Source organism: Paenibacillus validus NBRC 15382, from assembly GCF_004000985.1.
Taxonomy (GTDB): Bacteria; Bacillota; Bacilli; order Paenibacillales; family NBRC-103111; genus Paenibacillus_G; species Paenibacillus_G validus.
Map to the genome: position 1 here is coordinate 28,677 of NZ_BIMH01000016.1, position 15,174 is coordinate 43,850.

At 53.8% G+C, this 15,174-nt stretch carries 19 protein-coding genes and 1 tRNA gene; all 20 read left to right on the forward strand.

Going from position 1 to position 15,174, the window contains the following annotated elements:
* Window positions 1–64 precede the first annotated feature (64 nt).
* The 20 genes from cmk to PVA01S_RS12870 all read left to right on the forward strand — a co-directional run bounded on the left by cmk (window position 65) and on the right by PVA01S_RS12870 (window position 15,099).
* Window positions 65–745, forward strand: a complete 681-nt coding sequence (cmk, locus tag PVA01S_RS12775; RefSeq protein WP_127607947.1) for a (d)CMP kinase — start codon at window positions 65–67, stop codon at window positions 743–745.
* 1 nt (window position 746) lies between these two features.
* Window positions 747–1,328, forward strand: a complete 582-nt coding sequence (locus PVA01S_RS12780; protein ID WP_127607948.1) for a lysophospholipid acyltransferase family protein — start codon at window positions 747–749, stop codon at window positions 1,326–1,328.
* Window positions 1,329–1,423: 95 nt separating this feature from the next.
* Complete coding sequence (gene rpsA / locus PVA01S_RS12785; protein WP_054799580.1) at window positions 1,424–2,656, forward strand: 30S ribosomal protein S1; 1,233 nt, start codon at window positions 1,424–1,426, stop codon at window positions 2,654–2,656.
* 31 nt (window positions 2,657–2,687) lie between these two features.
* Window positions 2,688–3,764, forward strand: a complete 1,077-nt coding sequence (gene fni / locus PVA01S_RS12790) for a type 2 isopentenyl-diphosphate Delta-isomerase (protein WP_127607949.1) — start codon at window positions 2,688–2,690, stop codon at window positions 3,762–3,764.
* A 69-nt stretch (window positions 3,765–3,833) separates the two neighbouring features.
* Window positions 3,834–4,460 carry a YphA family membrane protein gene (locus PVA01S_RS12795; RefSeq protein ID WP_155614845.1) on the forward strand — a complete coding sequence of 209 codons (627 nt, stop codon included), beginning with the start codon at window positions 3,834–3,836 and terminating at the stop codon, window positions 4,458–4,460.
* A gap of 73 nt (window positions 4,461–4,533) precedes the next feature.
* Entirely contained in the window at window positions 4,534–5,451 is a 918-nt protein-coding gene (locus PVA01S_RS12800; protein ID WP_127607951.1) for a YIEGIA family protein, read from the forward strand.
* Window positions 5,451–5,642, forward strand: a complete 192-nt coding sequence (locus PVA01S_RS12805) for a capping complex subunit for YIEGIA (RefSeq protein WP_127607952.1) — start codon at window positions 5,451–5,453, stop codon at window positions 5,640–5,642. The genes PVA01S_RS12800 and PVA01S_RS12805 overlap by 1 nt, the downstream gene beginning before the upstream one ends.
* Window positions 5,643–5,782: 140 nt before the next feature.
* Window positions 5,783–7,105, forward strand: coding sequence for a ribosome biogenesis GTPase Der (der, locus tag PVA01S_RS12810; RefSeq protein WP_127607953.1), 1,323 nt, complete (start codon window positions 5,783–5,785; stop codon window positions 7,103–7,105).
* A gap of 5 nt (window positions 7,106–7,110) precedes the next feature.
* Window positions 7,111–7,719: a glycerol-3-phosphate 1-O-acyltransferase PlsY gene (gene plsY, locus PVA01S_RS12815; RefSeq protein WP_372812979.1), complete on the forward strand. Its 609-nt coding sequence runs from the start codon at window positions 7,111–7,113 to the stop codon at window positions 7,717–7,719.
* A gap of 25 nt (window positions 7,720–7,744) precedes the next feature.
* Window positions 7,745–8,794 (forward strand): NAD(P)H-dependent glycerol-3-phosphate dehydrogenase, encoded by a 1,050-nt coding sequence (locus PVA01S_RS12820; protein ID WP_127607994.1) that lies wholly within the window; start codon window positions 7,745–7,747, stop codon window positions 8,792–8,794.
* 121 nt (window positions 8,795–8,915) lie between these two features.
* Window positions 8,916–9,179, forward strand: coding sequence for a stage VI sporulation protein F (locus PVA01S_RS12825; protein ID WP_127607995.1), 264 nt, complete (start codon window positions 8,916–8,918; stop codon window positions 9,177–9,179).
* A 112-nt stretch (window positions 9,180–9,291) separates the two neighbouring features.
* Window positions 9,292–9,471 (forward strand): DUF2768 family protein, encoded by a 180-nt coding sequence (locus tag PVA01S_RS12830; RefSeq protein WP_127607954.1) that lies wholly within the window; start codon window positions 9,292–9,294, stop codon window positions 9,469–9,471.
* 12 nt (window positions 9,472–9,483) lie between these two features.
* A complete protein-coding gene (locus tag PVA01S_RS12835) occupies window positions 9,484–9,777 on the forward strand; it encodes a 2Fe-2S iron-sulfur cluster-binding protein (protein WP_127607955.1) in 294 nt (97 codons plus the stop codon).
* 19 nt (window positions 9,778–9,796) lie between these two features.
* A complete protein-coding gene (locus tag PVA01S_RS12840) occupies window positions 9,797–10,405 on the forward strand; it encodes a nucleotidyltransferase family protein (RefSeq protein ID WP_230876147.1) in 609 nt (202 codons plus the stop codon).
* A gap of 22 nt (window positions 10,406–10,427) precedes the next feature.
* Complete coding sequence (locus PVA01S_RS12845; protein WP_244932946.1) at window positions 10,428–10,778, forward strand: 2Fe-2S iron-sulfur cluster-binding protein; 351 nt, start codon at window positions 10,428–10,430, stop codon at window positions 10,776–10,778.
* On the forward strand, window positions 10,778–11,503 hold the full coding sequence (locus tag PVA01S_RS12850; RefSeq protein WP_127607956.1) for a hypothetical protein: 726 nt from the start codon (window positions 10,778–10,780) through the stop codon (window positions 11,501–11,503). The genes PVA01S_RS12845 and PVA01S_RS12850 overlap by 1 nt, the downstream gene beginning before the upstream one ends.
* Window positions 11,504–11,764: 261 nt before the next feature.
* On the forward strand, window positions 11,765–13,243 hold the full coding sequence (spoIVA, locus tag PVA01S_RS12855) for a stage IV sporulation protein A (protein WP_054799577.1): 1,479 nt from the start codon (window positions 11,765–11,767) through the stop codon (window positions 13,241–13,243).
* A gap of 197 nt (window positions 13,244–13,440) precedes the next feature.
* Complete coding sequence (locus PVA01S_RS12860; protein ID WP_054797290.1) at window positions 13,441–13,713, forward strand: HU family DNA-binding protein; 273 nt, start codon at window positions 13,441–13,443, stop codon at window positions 13,711–13,713.
* 219 nt (window positions 13,714–13,932) lie between these two features.
* Window positions 13,933–14,006, forward strand: a tRNA-Pro gene (locus PVA01S_RS12865).
* A 163-nt stretch (window positions 14,007–14,169) separates the two neighbouring features.
* Window positions 14,170–15,099 carry a phosphatase PAP2 family protein gene (locus PVA01S_RS12870; protein WP_054799576.1) on the forward strand — a complete coding sequence of 310 codons (930 nt, stop codon included), beginning with the start codon at window positions 14,170–14,172 and terminating at the stop codon, window positions 15,097–15,099.
* The last annotated feature ends 75 nt before the right edge of the window (window positions 15,100–15,174 follow it).

The window sequence follows — 15,174 nt, forward strand, 5'->3', positions numbered from 1 at the left end:
CGAGGCTTCGGCCTGTTTTTTTTTCAGATCGCTCGTCCGCTTTAACGGGTTAGGAGGCCGCAACTTGGAGAAGTTTAACATCGCAATCGACGGTCCGGCCGGCGCTGGCAAAAGCACCATTGCAAGGCTGGTGGCGGGTAACCTAGGTTTTGTTTATGTCGATACCGGTGCGATGTACCGCGCTGTGACATGGAAGATTCTAGATGAAGGCCTGGGTGACGAACAAACGGCGGAGATGATCGCCCTTACGAAGCGAACCGATATCCGCTTGACTCCGGGTGAGAACGGCCAGACCGTCTTTGTAGACGGACGGGATGTAACGGGCCTCATTCGAACCGCAGAAGTGACGGGCAATGTTTCGAGAGTTTCCTCCATTGGGGAAATCCGAGAGGTGCTGACACGTAAGCAGAAGGAAATGGCGGCGGGCAAGGGAGTCGTCATGGACGGCCGGGACATCGGAAGCCATGTACTGCCGAATGCGGAAGTAAAAGTGTTTTTGACGGCAAGCGTGCGGATTCGAGCGGAGCGTCGATTGAGAGAAATCGCCGATACGCAGCCGGACGTTTCGCTGGAGCAGCTGATGCAGGATATTGCCGAAAGGGATCGAATGGACGAGCAGCGCGAAGTTTCGCCCTTGAAGAGGGCGCCGGATGCCGTGTTGATCGATACTACCGAGATGACGATTCCGGAAGTGGTGGATCGCATTTTGGAGCTGTGCAAGAGCCGTATCGGTGGAGGGAAGTAGGATGCTGTATCGTTTTTTACGCGGTGTGTTTCGCTTGATGTTCTCGGTCATGTTCCGTTTGAAGGCGGAAGGGAGAGAGAACATTCCGAAGGAAGGCGCCGTCGTATTGTGCGCCAATCATACGAGCAATTGGGACCCCCCCGTTCTTGGGAGCCTGCTTGAACGTAAGGTGCACTACATGGCGAAAGCCGAACTGTTCGAGCTTCCCGTGCTCAAGCAGGTGCTGCCGCGCATCGGAGCGTTTCCGGTTAAGCGTGGCGGAGTCAGTAAGGATTCGATCCGATTGTCGCTGCAATTGTTGAAGAATGGCGAGATTATCGGCGTATTCCCGGAAGGGACTCGAAGCAATGCGGGAGGCATGGGCAAGAAGGGAGCGGCAAGCCTGGCGCTTAAATCGGGCGCTACCGTTATTCCGGCGGCCATTATCGGCAATTATTCGTTATTTCGTCCGATGAAAGTGGTGTACGGCCCAGCGGTCGATATCAGCGAGTTTGCGGATGCGGGTTCCGAAGGTTTGGAGCAAGCAACCGACAAAATTATGACGGTCATTCGCGAGATGGTTCGTCGTCACGAATCGAAATGAGAATTCGTGGTATACTTAAGAAATGATAAAAGAAGTAATTTTTTCTAAAAATAAACCATTACATGTCGTTAGGTTGTTAAGGAGGGTATTTGATCATGTCTGAAGAAACCAAAGTTGATCAAGAAGTGCAAGCTGCCGAGGTATCCCAAGAGGAATCGATGGCGAACGTCAACATTCTGAAGAAGGGCGATATCGTCACAGGCAAAGTCATTAAAGTCGATTCCGAGCAAGCGGTTGTAGATGTCGGCTATAAGTACGACGGCATCGTTCCCGTACGCGAATTATCGTCCGTACAAGTGGACGACGCGACGCAAGTCGTTGAAGTGGGTCAGGAAATTGAATTGAAAGTCATCACGATTAACGATAATAAGGAAACGCTTGTGCTGTCCAAACGCGCGATCGAAGGGGAGAAAGCTTGGGAGAAGCTTGCTGCCGACATGGAGAACAAAACGATCCTTGAAGCGAAGGTCGCGGAAGTGGTCAAGGGCGGTCTGGTCGTAGACGTCGGCTTGCGCGGCTTCGTACCGGCATCCATGGTGGAGCGCAACTTCGTCGAAGACTTCAGCGACTACAAAGGACGTTCTTTGCGCCTGCGCGTCAAAGAGATGGACCGTGAGAAAAACAAGGTCATCCTTTCGCAAAAAGACGTGTTGGATGAAGAATTCGAAGCGGTGAAGAAAGAAACGCTGTCTAAGCTTACGGTCGGACAAGAATTGAACGGAACCGTACAACGCTTGACGCAGTTTGGCGCATTCGTGGATATCGGCGGCGTTGACGGTCTGGTTCATATTTCCGAAATGGCTTGGCATCACGTCGAGACACCTTCCGAAGTTGTGAAAGAAGGCGATCAGGTCAAAGTACAGGTGCTGAAGGTCGATCCTGAGAACGAGCGGATTTCCCTCAGTATCAAGGCCACGCAGCCTGGCCCTTGGCAGCAAGTGAAGAACACCATCAAGATCGGCGACATCGTGACCGGTACCGTGAAACGACTCGTACAATTCGGCGCATTCATCGAAGTGGCACCAGGCGTTGAAGGTTTGGTTCACATTTCTCAAATCTCGCACCGTCATATCGGGACTCCTCATGAAGTATTGAAAGAAGGCCAGCAGGTTCAGGTTAAGGTGCTTGACATGAACCCGGACGATAAGCGCATCTCCTTAAGCATCAAGGAAACGGAAGAGGCGCCGGCCCGTGAGGCGAAACCGGAGCGCGAACGCGGCGAGCGCGGACCGAAACGCGAAAGAGAATCGGTCTCCCATGAAGAAATGAACGGTTTGAACTTGACGCTCGGCGAGCGTTTCGGCGACAAACTGAGCAAATTTAAATAAGCTAGCGATTGATGGAAAAGAGGAGTCTAGGGTGCGCATACCGCGGAAAATGGAGCATGTCCATCATGCTTTGCAGCTTGGTCAAAGCGGATTGAACGGCTTTGACGACATCAAGCTGATCCACAATTGTCTCCCGGATACTTCGCTTGAACGCATCGCATTGCAAACACGGATCGGCGAACTCACCTTGAGTTCGCCGATTATTATTAATGCGATGACCGGTGGAGCACGGGAAACGGAAGAAATCAACCGCGAGCTCGCTATTGCGGCCAGGGAACAGGGACTTGCCATGGCCGTCGGCTCGCAAATGGCAGCGATCAAAAACCCGGAGGTCGCTGCCAGTTACCGCATTGTACGAGAGATGAACCCCAATGGTATCGTGTTTGGCAATTTGGGCAGCGAGGCGACGCTCGAGCAAGCGCTGCAGGCGGTCGACATGCTGCGGGCGGATGGGCTGCAAATTCATCTGAATGTCATGCAGGAGCTGATTATGCCGGAGGGGGACCGCGTATTTACCGGTATGCTGGAGCGGATCAGTCGGATCGTGAGCGAAGTCGGCGTTCCCGTTATGGTGAAGGAAGTCGGCTTTGGCATGGCACGGGAAAGTGCGGAAGCGTTAATCGCAGCTGGCGTTCAGATGATTGATATTGGAGGAACGGGCGGCACAAATTTTGCTGCGATTGAGAACGCCCGGCGGGATTCGGCACTTGACTGGCTGAACGACTGGGGTATGAAAACGAGCATAGCCCTTCTAGAAGTGCTGGAGGCGGCGCGCCGAACAGGGACAGACCGCGTGGATGTGATCGCAACCGGAGGCATCTCTAACGCGCTTGACGTCTGCAAAGCGCTTGTATTGGGGGCTTCCGGCGTAGGGATGGCGGGTGCTCTGCTCAGGACGCTTCGTACGCAGGGCACCGAAGCCTTGATCCGACACATCGAGACGCTTCATGACGACCTGCGGTTATTGATGACGGCGCTTGGCGCCGGAACTGTAACGGCGCTGCATCGCGTGCCGGTCGTCATAACGGGCGAAAACGCCGTATGGTGTCAAGCGAGAGACATCGATATTCGCCAGTACGCTTCACGGCAAGGCTACTTCCAGCATTGATAAAATTTCATACAACCAGCCATACTAAGGAAAAAGAGAGGAATAAGCTTTTTCTGCGGGTGAACGCGAATGAATGCGGGTTATTTGTCCTTATTGCTCGTTGTCGTTTCTTTGATTTTATTCGCCAGTGGCTGGAAGGACATCATATTAAGAGGTATTACTCCTACGAGTCTACTTCTTTTTTTTGTTTCATGGATCCTGGCTTCCAGGGTAAGCTTCGCTTGGGGCCCTGTCACCGTGAATGGCGCGATCGGCGTCCTGATCTTGACAGGGGTGGTGACGGTGCTGCGTACGAAGGGAATGATGCTGAAGCTCCACGTGTTTTCGGTGGCCCTGCTGATGGGCTCCGTTTACTTTTTTCTTAGGGAGACGCTTCACTTAATGCCTTCGCTGATTGTCTGGAACGTCCAGGCGACGATGGCGCTGTTCATCGGGATCATCGACGCGGTTTTGCTTCGGTCGGCGGCCTTGCAGCTGGCGGCGCTCGCAGCCGCGCTGCTGATCGGCGAAGGCATGTACTTGTACGCACATCGGGATCAGGGAGAGCTGGTGTTCGGAACGCCGTCATTGTTAGACTTTTGGTGGTTAACGGCGTTTGCGGCCCGCGGTTATTCCCTGGGCCTAGAGTCGCTGCTCGCCGCAGGCAAAAAAACGTTGCGGCTCGTCACGGATACGTTGCGAACCCGCAAGCCTTAGCCGGGAATGACAGACGGCCTTGAGACGGGGGAGCCGACACCAACATCATCGCTAGAGCGCAGGAGGCAGCGACATGTGGACATGGATTGCAGACCAGAAGTTTACGGTGGGGATCGTGATGGGGGTGGTATTCGGCATAGCGGCCCGGTTGACGATGCTGCGAACCGATTACCGGCAATATCCGACTTACCCGCACGGCAAAATCATTCACCTCTCGCTTGGCGTCATTGCCGCCGGGCTGGGAGCTGTGGCCGTTCCCTCGCTGCTTGAAAAAAACTACACGGCCATCACGTTCCTGGCCATGGCGGCACAGCAATTCCGCGACGTCCGCAACATGGAACGGCAAACCCTCAGCAAAATCGACAGCATGGAGCTTGTCCCCCGCGGATCCACTTATATTGAAGGGATCGCAATGGTGTTCGAGGGGCGCAACTATTTAGTGATCTTCACGGCGTTTACGACCGCGTTCTTCAGCATCATCGTGCCCTGGTATTGGGGATTTGTCGCGGGTGCAGCCGCCATGACGATCACCCAATATTTCAAGACGGGTAAAAATCTTGCACACATCGCGGATGTGTCGCTAGGTCACGTGCGTTTGGACGGCCCGAATTTATTCGTCGACGACATCTACATCATGAACGTTGGGCTCCAAGACACCCAGAACGTCATACGCGAACGCGCGCTTGGACTCGTATTTACGCCGAAAAACAAAAATGCGCGAGTGACGCTCGCCAATCCGGGGCAAAGGCAGGCGATATTGCATGACGTCTCCACGATTATGGGCGTATATCGAGACGAAGGCGAACCTTCTTTGGTGCCTCTCGCCAAGCTGGACATGAAGGACGGCAGGCTGGCGGTGCTCATATTGCCGCAGGAGCAAGATGCCGAGAAAGCCCGCCGCGTCGCATTGCGCTCTCCGATTCTGGAAAGCGCGGTTCGCATGCCGAGCGAAGCGGATGTGCAGGAACATAACGGAAAGGCGGGGGTGTGATGGGGCAAATCATGGCGGTTGTCACGCTGCATAAGGAGAAAGTCGGCGGGGGCGCTCCGATTTTCGTAGCCGAGAATGAACAGGATCAGCAGCAAACGGCATTTAAGCTGGAAAAAATATTGGATGCATCGGCGCACGATCTACAGAACGGCACGATGATTATCGTCAAGCATAGCGGAGGGAAGGAATAGCCCGTCCTTTCCATGTTTTACTTGTATCCTATATTTTGATATAATATCAAAGCCCAAAATGCTCAATTGCGTGCGCGAAAACGGCAGATTTGCATCGCTTTAGACATATTCAGTGTGTGGTTACGAAGGGAATGAAGTTCATGGCAAGGCCAGTCGTTGCGATCGTCGGCCGACCGAATGTCGGCAAATCGACGATCTTCAATCGGATTATCGGAGACAAAATAGCTATCGTAGAAGATAAGCCGGGTGTCACACGCGACCGTTTGTACGGACGCGGGGAATGGTTAGATAAAGAGTTCAGCATCATTGATACCGGGGGGATCGAGATCGAAGGCGAGGACGAGATTCTGCGGTCCGTCCGGATGCAAGCGGAGCTGGCGATCGAGGAAGCGGACGTCATCGTCTTTATGGTAGACGCCAAAACGGGTATGACAGCGGCTGACAGCGAGGTGGCCGAACTGTTGTACCGGGCGAAGAAACCCGTTGTCGTCGCCGTCAACAAAGTGGACAATTTGCAGCGCGTCGACGATATTTATGAGTTTTACAGCCTCGGCTTCGGTGAAATCATCGGGATCTCCGGCTCTCACGGCACCGGGATCGGCGACTTGCTGGAGGCTGTGACCAAACACTTTCCGGATTCGCAAGACGAGGAATACGGGGAAGACGTCATTAAGGTTGCGCTGATCGGCCGCCCGAATGTCGGTAAATCGTCGCTCGTGAATGCGATTCTTGGCGAAGAACGGGTTATCGTCAGCGATGTCGCCGGCACGACCCGTGACGCGATCGACACCCCGTTCGAGAAAGACGGTCAAAAGTACGTCATTATCGACACGGCCGGTATGCGCAAGCGCGGCAAGGTGTACGAAACGACGGAGAAATACAGCGTCATGCGGGCGATGAAGGCGATCGAAAGAGCCGATGTCGTGCTTGTCGTGTTCAATGGCGAAGAAGGAATTATCGAACAGGATAAGCATATTGCCGGTTATGCGCATGAAGCGGGCAAAGCGGCGATTTTCGTCGTGAACAAATGGGATGTCGTGGAGAAGGACGATAAGACGATGCACCAATTCACGCAAAAAATTCGCGATCATTTCCTCTTTATGACCTATGCGCCGGTCGTTTATTTGTCCGCCAAAACGAAGCAAAAGCTGCACAAGCTGCTTCCGGTCGTTGATCAGGTCGCCGAGCAGCACGCTCTGCGCATCCCGACCCATGTGTTAAACGACGTTATATCGGATGCGGTGGCCATCAACTCACCTCCGACGGATAAGGGCAGACGTTTGCGCATCAACTATGCGACGCAGGTGTCCGTCAAGCCTCCGACAATCATTTTGTTCGTCAACGATCCGGAGCTGAAGCATTTCTCTTACGAGCGTTACCTGGAGAATAAGATCCGTGCCGCGTTCGGCTTTGAGGGCACGCCTCTGCGCATCTTCAGCAGACGCAAGTCAGAGGAGGATTGACGGGAGTGACTCCAGTGTGGGGATGGGTTTCGATAGTGATCGGTTATTTGCTCGGGTCGATCAGCTTTAGCTTCTTGGCAGGCAAATGGTTGAAGGGCATCGATATCCGGCAGCACGGCAGCGGGAACGCCGGGGCGACGAATACGCTGCGGGTTCTCGGCAAAGGTCCGGGCATCGCGGTGCTGCTGCTCGATATGCTGAAGGGAATCGCCGCCGTTTGGATCGGATACGCGCTTGGCGGCGGAGATCCGCTTGTGCAAGTGCTTGCGGGTATGAGCGTCATCGTCGGTCACAATTGGCCGGTATTTTTCGGCTTCCGCGGCGGCAAAGGAATTGCAACGACGATCGGCGTTATGGCAACGCTTGCGTTCCTGCCGTCGCTGTACGCCGGCATTGCCGCGATAGCGGCTATCGCAATCACGCGTTACGTTTCACTCGGTTCGCTTCTGTTTACCGCACTATTACCGATTTTATTAGCCGTGATGGGAAAACCGGTTGAAATTTTGGCGCTCAGTCTGCTGTTATTTGCATTTGCTTGGTTCCGGCACCGCAGCAATATTGTGAAGCTGTTAAAAGGTCAAGAAAACAAGCTCGGCGGCCGAAGACAGCTCTAATCTCAACACCGGAGGTGCATAAATGATGGCTCAAGCATCGAAAACGGCCGTTCTGGTAGCCGGCAGCTGGGGAACCGCAATCGCTTCCGTACTGGCGGAGAACGGACGTGACGTCGTGTTATGGTCTCGGAACACGGAACAAGTGCGCGAGATCAATACGAACCATCGGAACCGCCGCTTTCTGAGCGATGCGGCTTTGTCGCCGAACATTTGCGCAACCGAATCCATGGAAGAGGCGGTGACCGGTGCGGAAGCGGTTATCATCGTTTCGCCCTCGTCGGCGATGAGAGAAATCGCCAAGCAGTTGAATCCGTTTCTCCAACCGGATACGCTGCTCGTCCATGCGACGAAAGGGTTCGAAGCCGGCTCGTTGAAGCGGATGAGCGAGGTACTCGCCGACGAGCTTCCGCACTACGATGCGAACCGGATCGTAGTCTTGTCCGGCCCGAGCCATGCCGAAGAAGTCATCAAGCAATGTCCGACGACGGTGGTTGTCGCATCGATCGATAAGGAAGCGGCGGAACAGGCGCAGGACGTTCTCATTAATTCTTATTTCCGCGTCTATACGAACCCGGATGTCGTCGGAGTCGAAGTTGGCGGCGCTCTAAAAAACATTATCGCTCTCGGGGCCGGGTTGTCCGACGGTCTCGGCTTCGGCGACAACGCCAAGGCTGCGCTGATGACACGCGGTCTTGCGGAAATTGCCCGGCTTGGCACCGCTATGGGAGCGAATCCGCTTACGTTCGCAGGGCTTGCCGGCATCGGCGACCTGGTCGTAACCTGCACCAGCAAGCACAGCCGCAACTGGCGCGCCGGCTCGCTGCTCGCTCAGGGCTTAAGCCTGGACGAAGTGCTGCAGAGCATGGGGATGGTCGTGGAAGGCGTCAAGACGACACAGGCGGCTTACCGATTGTCGGAGCGGTTTGGCATTGCGATGCCGATCACGACGGAGCTGCATCACGTATTGTTCGACGGCAAGGAACCGCGTGCCGCCGTCGAGGATTTGATGGGGCGCGGACGGACGCACGAAATCGAAGAAGTGGCCGATTCTTCGCAAACGCCCTGGTTCAGGTAGGACTTCCGCCTACACCGACCGAAGCGCGCCAACATATAATAACTCAGACTTTCTCTTTAGCGTGTATAAGGGCTAAGGCGTTATTCCAGTCTGAGGAGGTTGTACCGTGGCCAATAAAAACATGTCGAAAGAAGTGCTCGGCGTTGTGAAGAAAAAAACCGGCAAAAACGTTTCGGAGAAAGATATTTACAAGCTGGCAAGCGGCGTGAAGCCGTCTACGATGCAAAGCGATGCCCAGCTGAAGCAGTTGATCCAGCAAGTTTCCAATTTGGTGAACGTGCCGGTGTCCGAACAAACGATGAATGAATTGATCCAGGCGATCAAAAGCAGCAAAATGAACGAGAGCAACATGGAACAGCTGATGAAAATGATCATGAAAAAATAGCGGAATATTTTACAGATTCATGGCATGAGCGGCGAATGCGGAGCGCTCGTGCCTTTTTTATGATATGATGAAACTATATTACTGCTGTTGGGTTGGAGGTAGAATTTACGTTATGTCTTCTTTGGACAAAATGTGGGCTTCGTTCATCGCCATCGGGTTGATGATCGTCGCTTCGCTGCTGATTACGTATGCGCGCACCCGAACGACCGGGGCATTGCGGGTGATCCTTTCCGTAATCTCCTTTTTGCTGTTTATTCCGATCCTCGTTTATATGATGGCATCGATGTTATAGGAGGAGAACGGGATGATTACGCTGAACGGACGTCGCGTGAAAAAAACGGTTGAGCCTGAGCTTGGCTATACGATACTGGATATGGCCCTGAAGCACGAAGTCGATTGGGGCTTCTCTTGCGTGCGCGGAACATGCTCGCGCTGCCGTTGTCTCGTAAGCGAGGGGCTGGACCAGCTGAACGCACCGACAGATGAAGAACTTGATAATCTCGAGCCAGAGGAGTTCGAGGAAGGGTACCGGCTCGGCTGCCAGGCAAAGTTGAAGCAGGCCGGAACGGTTGTCGTCACGCACAAACCTTATTTTTAAGCAGGAAGATGATGAGACGTTGAAATCAAATGGGGAACAACCGAAAGTAATGGCCAGGCCGTTGATACCGGCGCTGGAAGCGCTGGAAGCCGCGCTTCGGCCGCTTGACGCGCTTTGGCTCGTTGGAGGCAGTACAGGGCTGCTGCTGCAGGGTGTTGCGCTCTCGGCGCAACCGCGCGACCTCGACATATACGTCGACCGCAACGACGCGTGCGGTGTTCACAGCGCGTTGACGGCTTATGCGAAGGACGAGCAGGCAGAAAGCGAAACGGCGATCTATCGTTCCGTCTTAAGTCACTACGACATGGACGGCGTTCATGTCGAGCTTGTCGGCGGGTTTGAAGTGCGCGCGTACGATAGCGAATACCGGGTCGAGGCGCAATACTTGGCGTCTCGCTTCGAACGGACCTATACGCTTGGGAACGGACGCATCGTGCGGTTAATGCCCCTCGTGCACGAACTTATATTCAACGTGCTCCGCGAACGTCCGGATCGCTATGAAGCGATTGCGGCGGCATGCCGCAGGGAGGGCCGCGAGGCGCAGCTTGCAGGGTTGGCGGATTTGATGAACCGCAATCGGTTCGACGAGCGGCTTCGCCGGCGTCTATTTGCGCTGCTTGAATCTTGATAGTGGGAAGGAGGCTGGACCCGTGAGCGTTGAAATCAAGTTTATGCCGGACGGCAAGTCGACGCCTGCCAGGGCCGGCACAACGCTGCTCGAAGCGGCCCGGCGAGCGAAAGTCCACATACGGACACGCTGCGCAGGCAAAGCGGCCTGTTTGATGTGCAAGGTCTGCATTGATCCGGATGCGCAAACCGGGCTGCAGCCGATGAATGCGAACGAGCGCAACAAACTCGGCGGCCTTCAGGAGCAAGGATACCGCCTCGCCTGCCAAGCGAAAGCGAATGGACAAGCGCCGGTGATCGTGACCGTGCCGGAAGATCCGTTGAAGAGTGCGGTCCGCAAGCTGCTGGATCAGCAACAAGAGGAGGACTGGTGATGAAAGGTTGGATGCGGGCCGGCGGCTTGCTGTTCTTGCTGCTATGGATCAGCGGCTGTATGTACCCGAACGAATTGCGGAAAGAAAATCAATTGGCCAGCGGGGAGTACGTGCTCGTCGTGCAAAATGCCATCGATCAATATAAAGCGAAGACCGGCGTGCTTCCGATCAAAAACAGCGAAGAAACGACGCCGCTGTATGAGAAATATCCGATCGACTTCAAGAAGCTGAAAGGTCCGTACTTAAGCTCGGTTCCGGCGAATGCGTTTGAGAACGGGGGGACCGCCTTGTACGTGCTCGTCGATGTGGAAACGAAACCTACTGTGAAAATGATGGACTTGATATCGTTCCAGCAAACGGTCGAGCTGCAAAAGGCTGTCGACGATTACAAAGCGAAAAACGGGGGCGAACTGCCTCTTGGCGATGCGGCGGCCCCGGGCTTCCATTCGATCGATTTCGCTAAGTTGAATCGTAAGCCTGCCGATGTGCACAGCGTCTATTCGCCGAATGTGCGACTTTCGTACTTGCTGCACGATTCCGGTACGGTGACGATCGACTATGCCCCGGAAATCATGCGTCTGATCGACAAAAAGCAGCTGCAGACGAAGCTGACCAAGGAGGAAGACCTCAGGGCCCTGCTCGTTCAGGAATCTTACTTCGTGCCGGCACGATCGCTCGCCTACCGCTGGATAAACGGACAACCGACGCCGATTACGGCGCCGTAAATCGCAAACCTCTATTAACCTGACATTCGGGTGATAGGGGTTTTTCTTTTTCGCGGAGCTAGAATAACGGTCTGAAACTGAACATATATTTGTCAGGGATGAACCATAAGCCGCATATGCGGGCGAATTTAAAGGACAGCAGGGAGTGATCGAAATATTTTATAGAGCCTGTCATCATATTTTTAGCTGCCAAACATATAGTTGTACTAGTCCGAATCGTGTACGAGTTTCGTCTTAAACAACCTGTAGGAGGGATTCTCATTGGAAAAAGTGGATATCTTTAAGGACATTGCAGAGCGTACTGGCGGGGATATTTACCTGGGGGTCGTTGGAGCGGTCCGTACGGGAAAATCAACGTTCATTAAACGCTTTATGGAATCGATCGTGCTTCCGAACATACAGAACGAAGCCGACCGTATTCGGGCGACCGACGAGCTGCCGCAAAGCGCAGCGGGACGTACCATTATGACGACGGAGCCGAAATTCGTACCGAATAATGCGGTGCAGCTTCACGTCGCGGAGGGGCTGAACGTCAACGTGCGCTTGGTTGACTGCGTCGGATATGTCGTTGAGGGCGCCAAAGGGTATGAGGATGAGAGCGGACCGCGCATGATCAACACGCCTTGGTTCGATGAAGCGATTCCGTTCCAGGAAGCTGCGGAAATCGGTACGCGCAAAGTTATCCAAGAGCACGCCACGTTAGGCGTAGTGATTACCACCGACGGTACAATCGCGGAAATACCGCGCTCGTCGTACATCGACGCGGAAGACCGCATCATCAACGAACTGAAGGAAGTCGGCAAGCCGTTCATCGTCATTGTAAACTCGACGAAACCGCAAAGCGACAGCGCTTTGCAGCTCCGCAGCGATCTGCAGGCCAAGCACGACGTTCCCGTCGTAACGGTCAGCGTCGCAAGTATGCAAGAGGACGACTTTACATCCGTGCTGCGCGAGGTGTTATACGAGTTCCCGGTTCATGAGGTGAACGTGAATCTGCCGAGCTGGGTCATGGTGCTGGAGGAAAATCACTGGCTCCGTTCCAACTTCGAAAATTCCGTTCGCGACACGGTGCAGGACATACGCCGATTACGCGATGTCGACCGGGTAGTCGGGCACTTCGAAGCGTACGAATTTATCGATAAAGCGGCGTTAGCCGGCATGAATATGGGTCAGGGCGTGGCGGAGATCGATCTCTATGCGCCGGATGAGCTGTACGATCGAATTTTGCAGGAGGTGGTTGGCGTCGAAATTCGCGGCAAAGACCACCTGCTGCAGCTGATGCAGGAGTTCACGCATGCGAAACGCGAGTACGATCACTTTGCCGAAGCGCTTGAGATGGTCAAGACGACCGGATACGGTATAGCGCCGCCGACGCTAGCCGAGATGGCGCTCGACGAGCCGGAGCTGATCCGTCAAGGCTCGCGCTTCGGCGTTCGCCTGAAAGCGACGGCGCCTTCGATTCATATGATTCGGGTCGACGTGGAGTCCGAGTTCTCCCCGATTATCGGCACGGAGAAGCAAAGCGAGGAGCTTGTTCGTTATTTGATGCAGGATTTCGAAGACAATCCGCTTAAAATTTGGGAGTCGGACATCTTCGGTCGTTCGCTGCATTCCATCGTACGCGAAGGAATTCAGGGCAAATTGGCGATGATGCCGGATAATGCCCGCTACAAGCTGCAAGAAACGCTTGGGCGCATCATCAATGAAGGTTCCGGCGGCTTGATCGCCATCATTTTGTAACGAAAACGCATAAAAAACTAGCGAAAATGCACCCTCACGGTGCATTTTTTGCAATTTTACTTGAAAAAGCGCTACTCCTGTATTACTATAAGGTTGATTTGTTAGGGAGAAACTAACATCTGATGTATATTTTTCGGGTAAACGGTTAACAAAGGAAATAAAGGATGATCGCTTATTTTTGGGGGGAGGTGAATCGCATGAATAAATCCGATTTGATCAATAAAGTGTCTGAATCCAGCGAGTTGTCCAAGAAGGACGCTACCAAAGCTGTTGAAGCGGTATTCGAAGCTATCTCCGAAGCGCTGCAAAACGGTGACAAAGTACAGCTCGTAGGTTTCGGCAACTTCGAAGTTCGTGAGCGTTCCGCCCGTAAAGGCCGCAACCCGCAAACCGGTGAAGAAATCGATATTCCTTCGAGCAAAATCCCGGCATTCAAGCCAGGCAAGGCGCTTCGTGACGGTATTCAATAAGAGTTCCGGACGAAAGCTTGCGTCTTCTACATAAGACGACCCTCAGTCATCATCGTAACACAATGCCCGAGGCGTTTGAATCGAATCGATTCGAGCGCCTTTTTGCTGAAAATCGGCGAACAACGGGACCGCCTGAATCGATGGTAAAGTGTTGCAAGAATGGCTATGGTCATAGTATAATCGTGATGCACGAGTGGAACGTGCGTGCTGTGTGTAGAACGGGGTATGGCGCAGTCCGGTAGCGCGCACCCTTGGGGTGGGTGAGGCCGTGGGTTCGAATCCCGCTACTCCGATAAAGCAAGCGAAAGAAGACCGCCAGCTTTGACGTATGAGCGCATACGCCGGGGCTGGCGGTCTTCTTTAACTGTTTTTTATGATGCAATAATTTGATGACGCATTCCCGCAGCAGATTTGCTATACTGATCTGGATTTGTTCACGGAAAAGGGGTTATAGAGTTGAAAGAGACGAATCTATGGACAAGATGGCTCCGGTCCAACGATTGGACGATGTACGGGATATTAGCTTCCATCTTTCTTGTCTGGCGGATCGGTGTCGTCGGCAATTGGACCACGGAATGCTGGATCCTGCTTCTCATTTGTTTGATGGGGGTGCGCAAAGACCAAATCGATGTCGATTGGAAACGATTTTTCGTGATCGGCATTCCGCTGCTTGGCATCTTATATTACTTTTACGGCTCCGGAAACGGATTGTGGTGGAAAATCGCCAACTGGATGTTCGAGAATAACCGTCATCCCTGGAATTGGGACGACGAGATGAACGCGATACCGCTGAACAGCGGAGGCTGGGCCCGCACGTTCACCCATCCGTTGTTGGATCGGGCGATGGTATGGGTTTATAATTACGGGTTTGTGCTGTCGCTATGGATCTGCATCGTTCGCAGCTACTGGACCAAGAGCGTGAAGAAGATGATGTCGTACGCATTATCGGGCCATCTGCTGCAGTTCCCGCTGATCCTGCCGTTCTACAACCTGATCTTGCTTCGCGAGGTATGGTGGGTGAAGGGACAACCGGATTTGCTGGGCCGCCAGTTCGCAACCGAAAACGATCTGCTGGTCAATGTTATGAACTGCTTTCCGAGCATGCACACATCGATCTCGTTTGCGATGCTCCTGCTTGCGCTTCGGGAGAAGGATCGCATCTTCAAATATATGATGGTGACGTACTGCTCCGCCATCATCTTCTCGACGATGTACCTGCAAATTCATTGGGTGCTTGACGTTCTCGCCGGGATGGCGTTTGCTTACGGCACCGTGAAGCTGGCCGACTTCTTCATCAAGCTCGCGATTAAGCTCGTGCCGGAGCGAATCAAGCGATCTTACAACCGTAAAGCCAAAGCGTACGTGAGCGAGTCCGCAGCCGCCTGATCGGGCGGTTCTCATAGCGGGCCGCGGACAACGGCGGTTGACAGCGCCGCTTTTTTTTTGCATGATTAAACTTAT

What these genes read in the sequence shown, in the direction of transcription:
- PVA01S_RS12795 (WP_155614845.1), top strand. Translation starts at nt 3,834, where the DNA reads ATGAATGCGGGTTATTTGTCCTTATTGCTCGTTGTCGTTTCTTTGATT.
- PVA01S_RS12820 (WP_127607994.1), top strand. Translation starts at nt 7,745, where the DNA reads ATGGCTCAAGCATCGAAAACGGCCGTTCTGGTAGCCGGCAGCTGGGGA.
- PVA01S_RS12800 (WP_127607951.1), top strand. Translation starts at nt 4,534, where the DNA reads ATGTGGACATGGATTGCAGACCAGAAGTTTACGGTGGGGATCGTGATG.
- PVA01S_RS12830 (WP_127607954.1), top strand. Translation starts at nt 9,292, where the DNA reads ATGTCTTCTTTGGACAAAATGTGGGCTTCGTTCATCGCCATCGGGTTG.
- PVA01S_RS12780 (WP_127607948.1), top strand. Translation starts at nt 747, where the DNA reads ATGCTGTATCGTTTTTTACGCGGTGTGTTTCGCTTGATGTTCTCGGTC.
- der (WP_127607953.1), top strand. Translation starts at nt 5,783, where the DNA reads ATGGCAAGGCCAGTCGTTGCGATCGTCGGCCGACCGAATGTCGGCAAA.
- rpsA (WP_054799580.1), top strand. Translation starts at nt 1,424, where the DNA reads ATGTCTGAAGAAACCAAAGTTGATCAAGAAGTGCAAGCTGCCGAGGTA.
- PVA01S_RS12860 (WP_054797290.1), top strand. Translation starts at nt 13,441, where the DNA reads ATGAATAAATCCGATTTGATCAATAAAGTGTCTGAATCCAGCGAGTTG.
- PVA01S_RS12805 (WP_127607952.1), top strand. Translation starts at nt 5,451, where the DNA reads ATGGGGCAAATCATGGCGGTTGTCACGCTGCATAAGGAGAAAGTCGGC.
- PVA01S_RS12825 (WP_127607995.1), top strand. Translation starts at nt 8,916, where the DNA reads ATGTCGAAAGAAGTGCTCGGCGTTGTGAAGAAAAAAACCGGCAAAAAC.
- PVA01S_RS12850 (WP_127607956.1), top strand. Translation starts at nt 10,778, where the DNA reads ATGAAAGGTTGGATGCGGGCCGGCGGCTTGCTGTTCTTGCTGCTATGG.
- PVA01S_RS12835 (WP_127607955.1), top strand. Translation starts at nt 9,484, where the DNA reads ATGATTACGCTGAACGGACGTCGCGTGAAAAAAACGGTTGAGCCTGAG.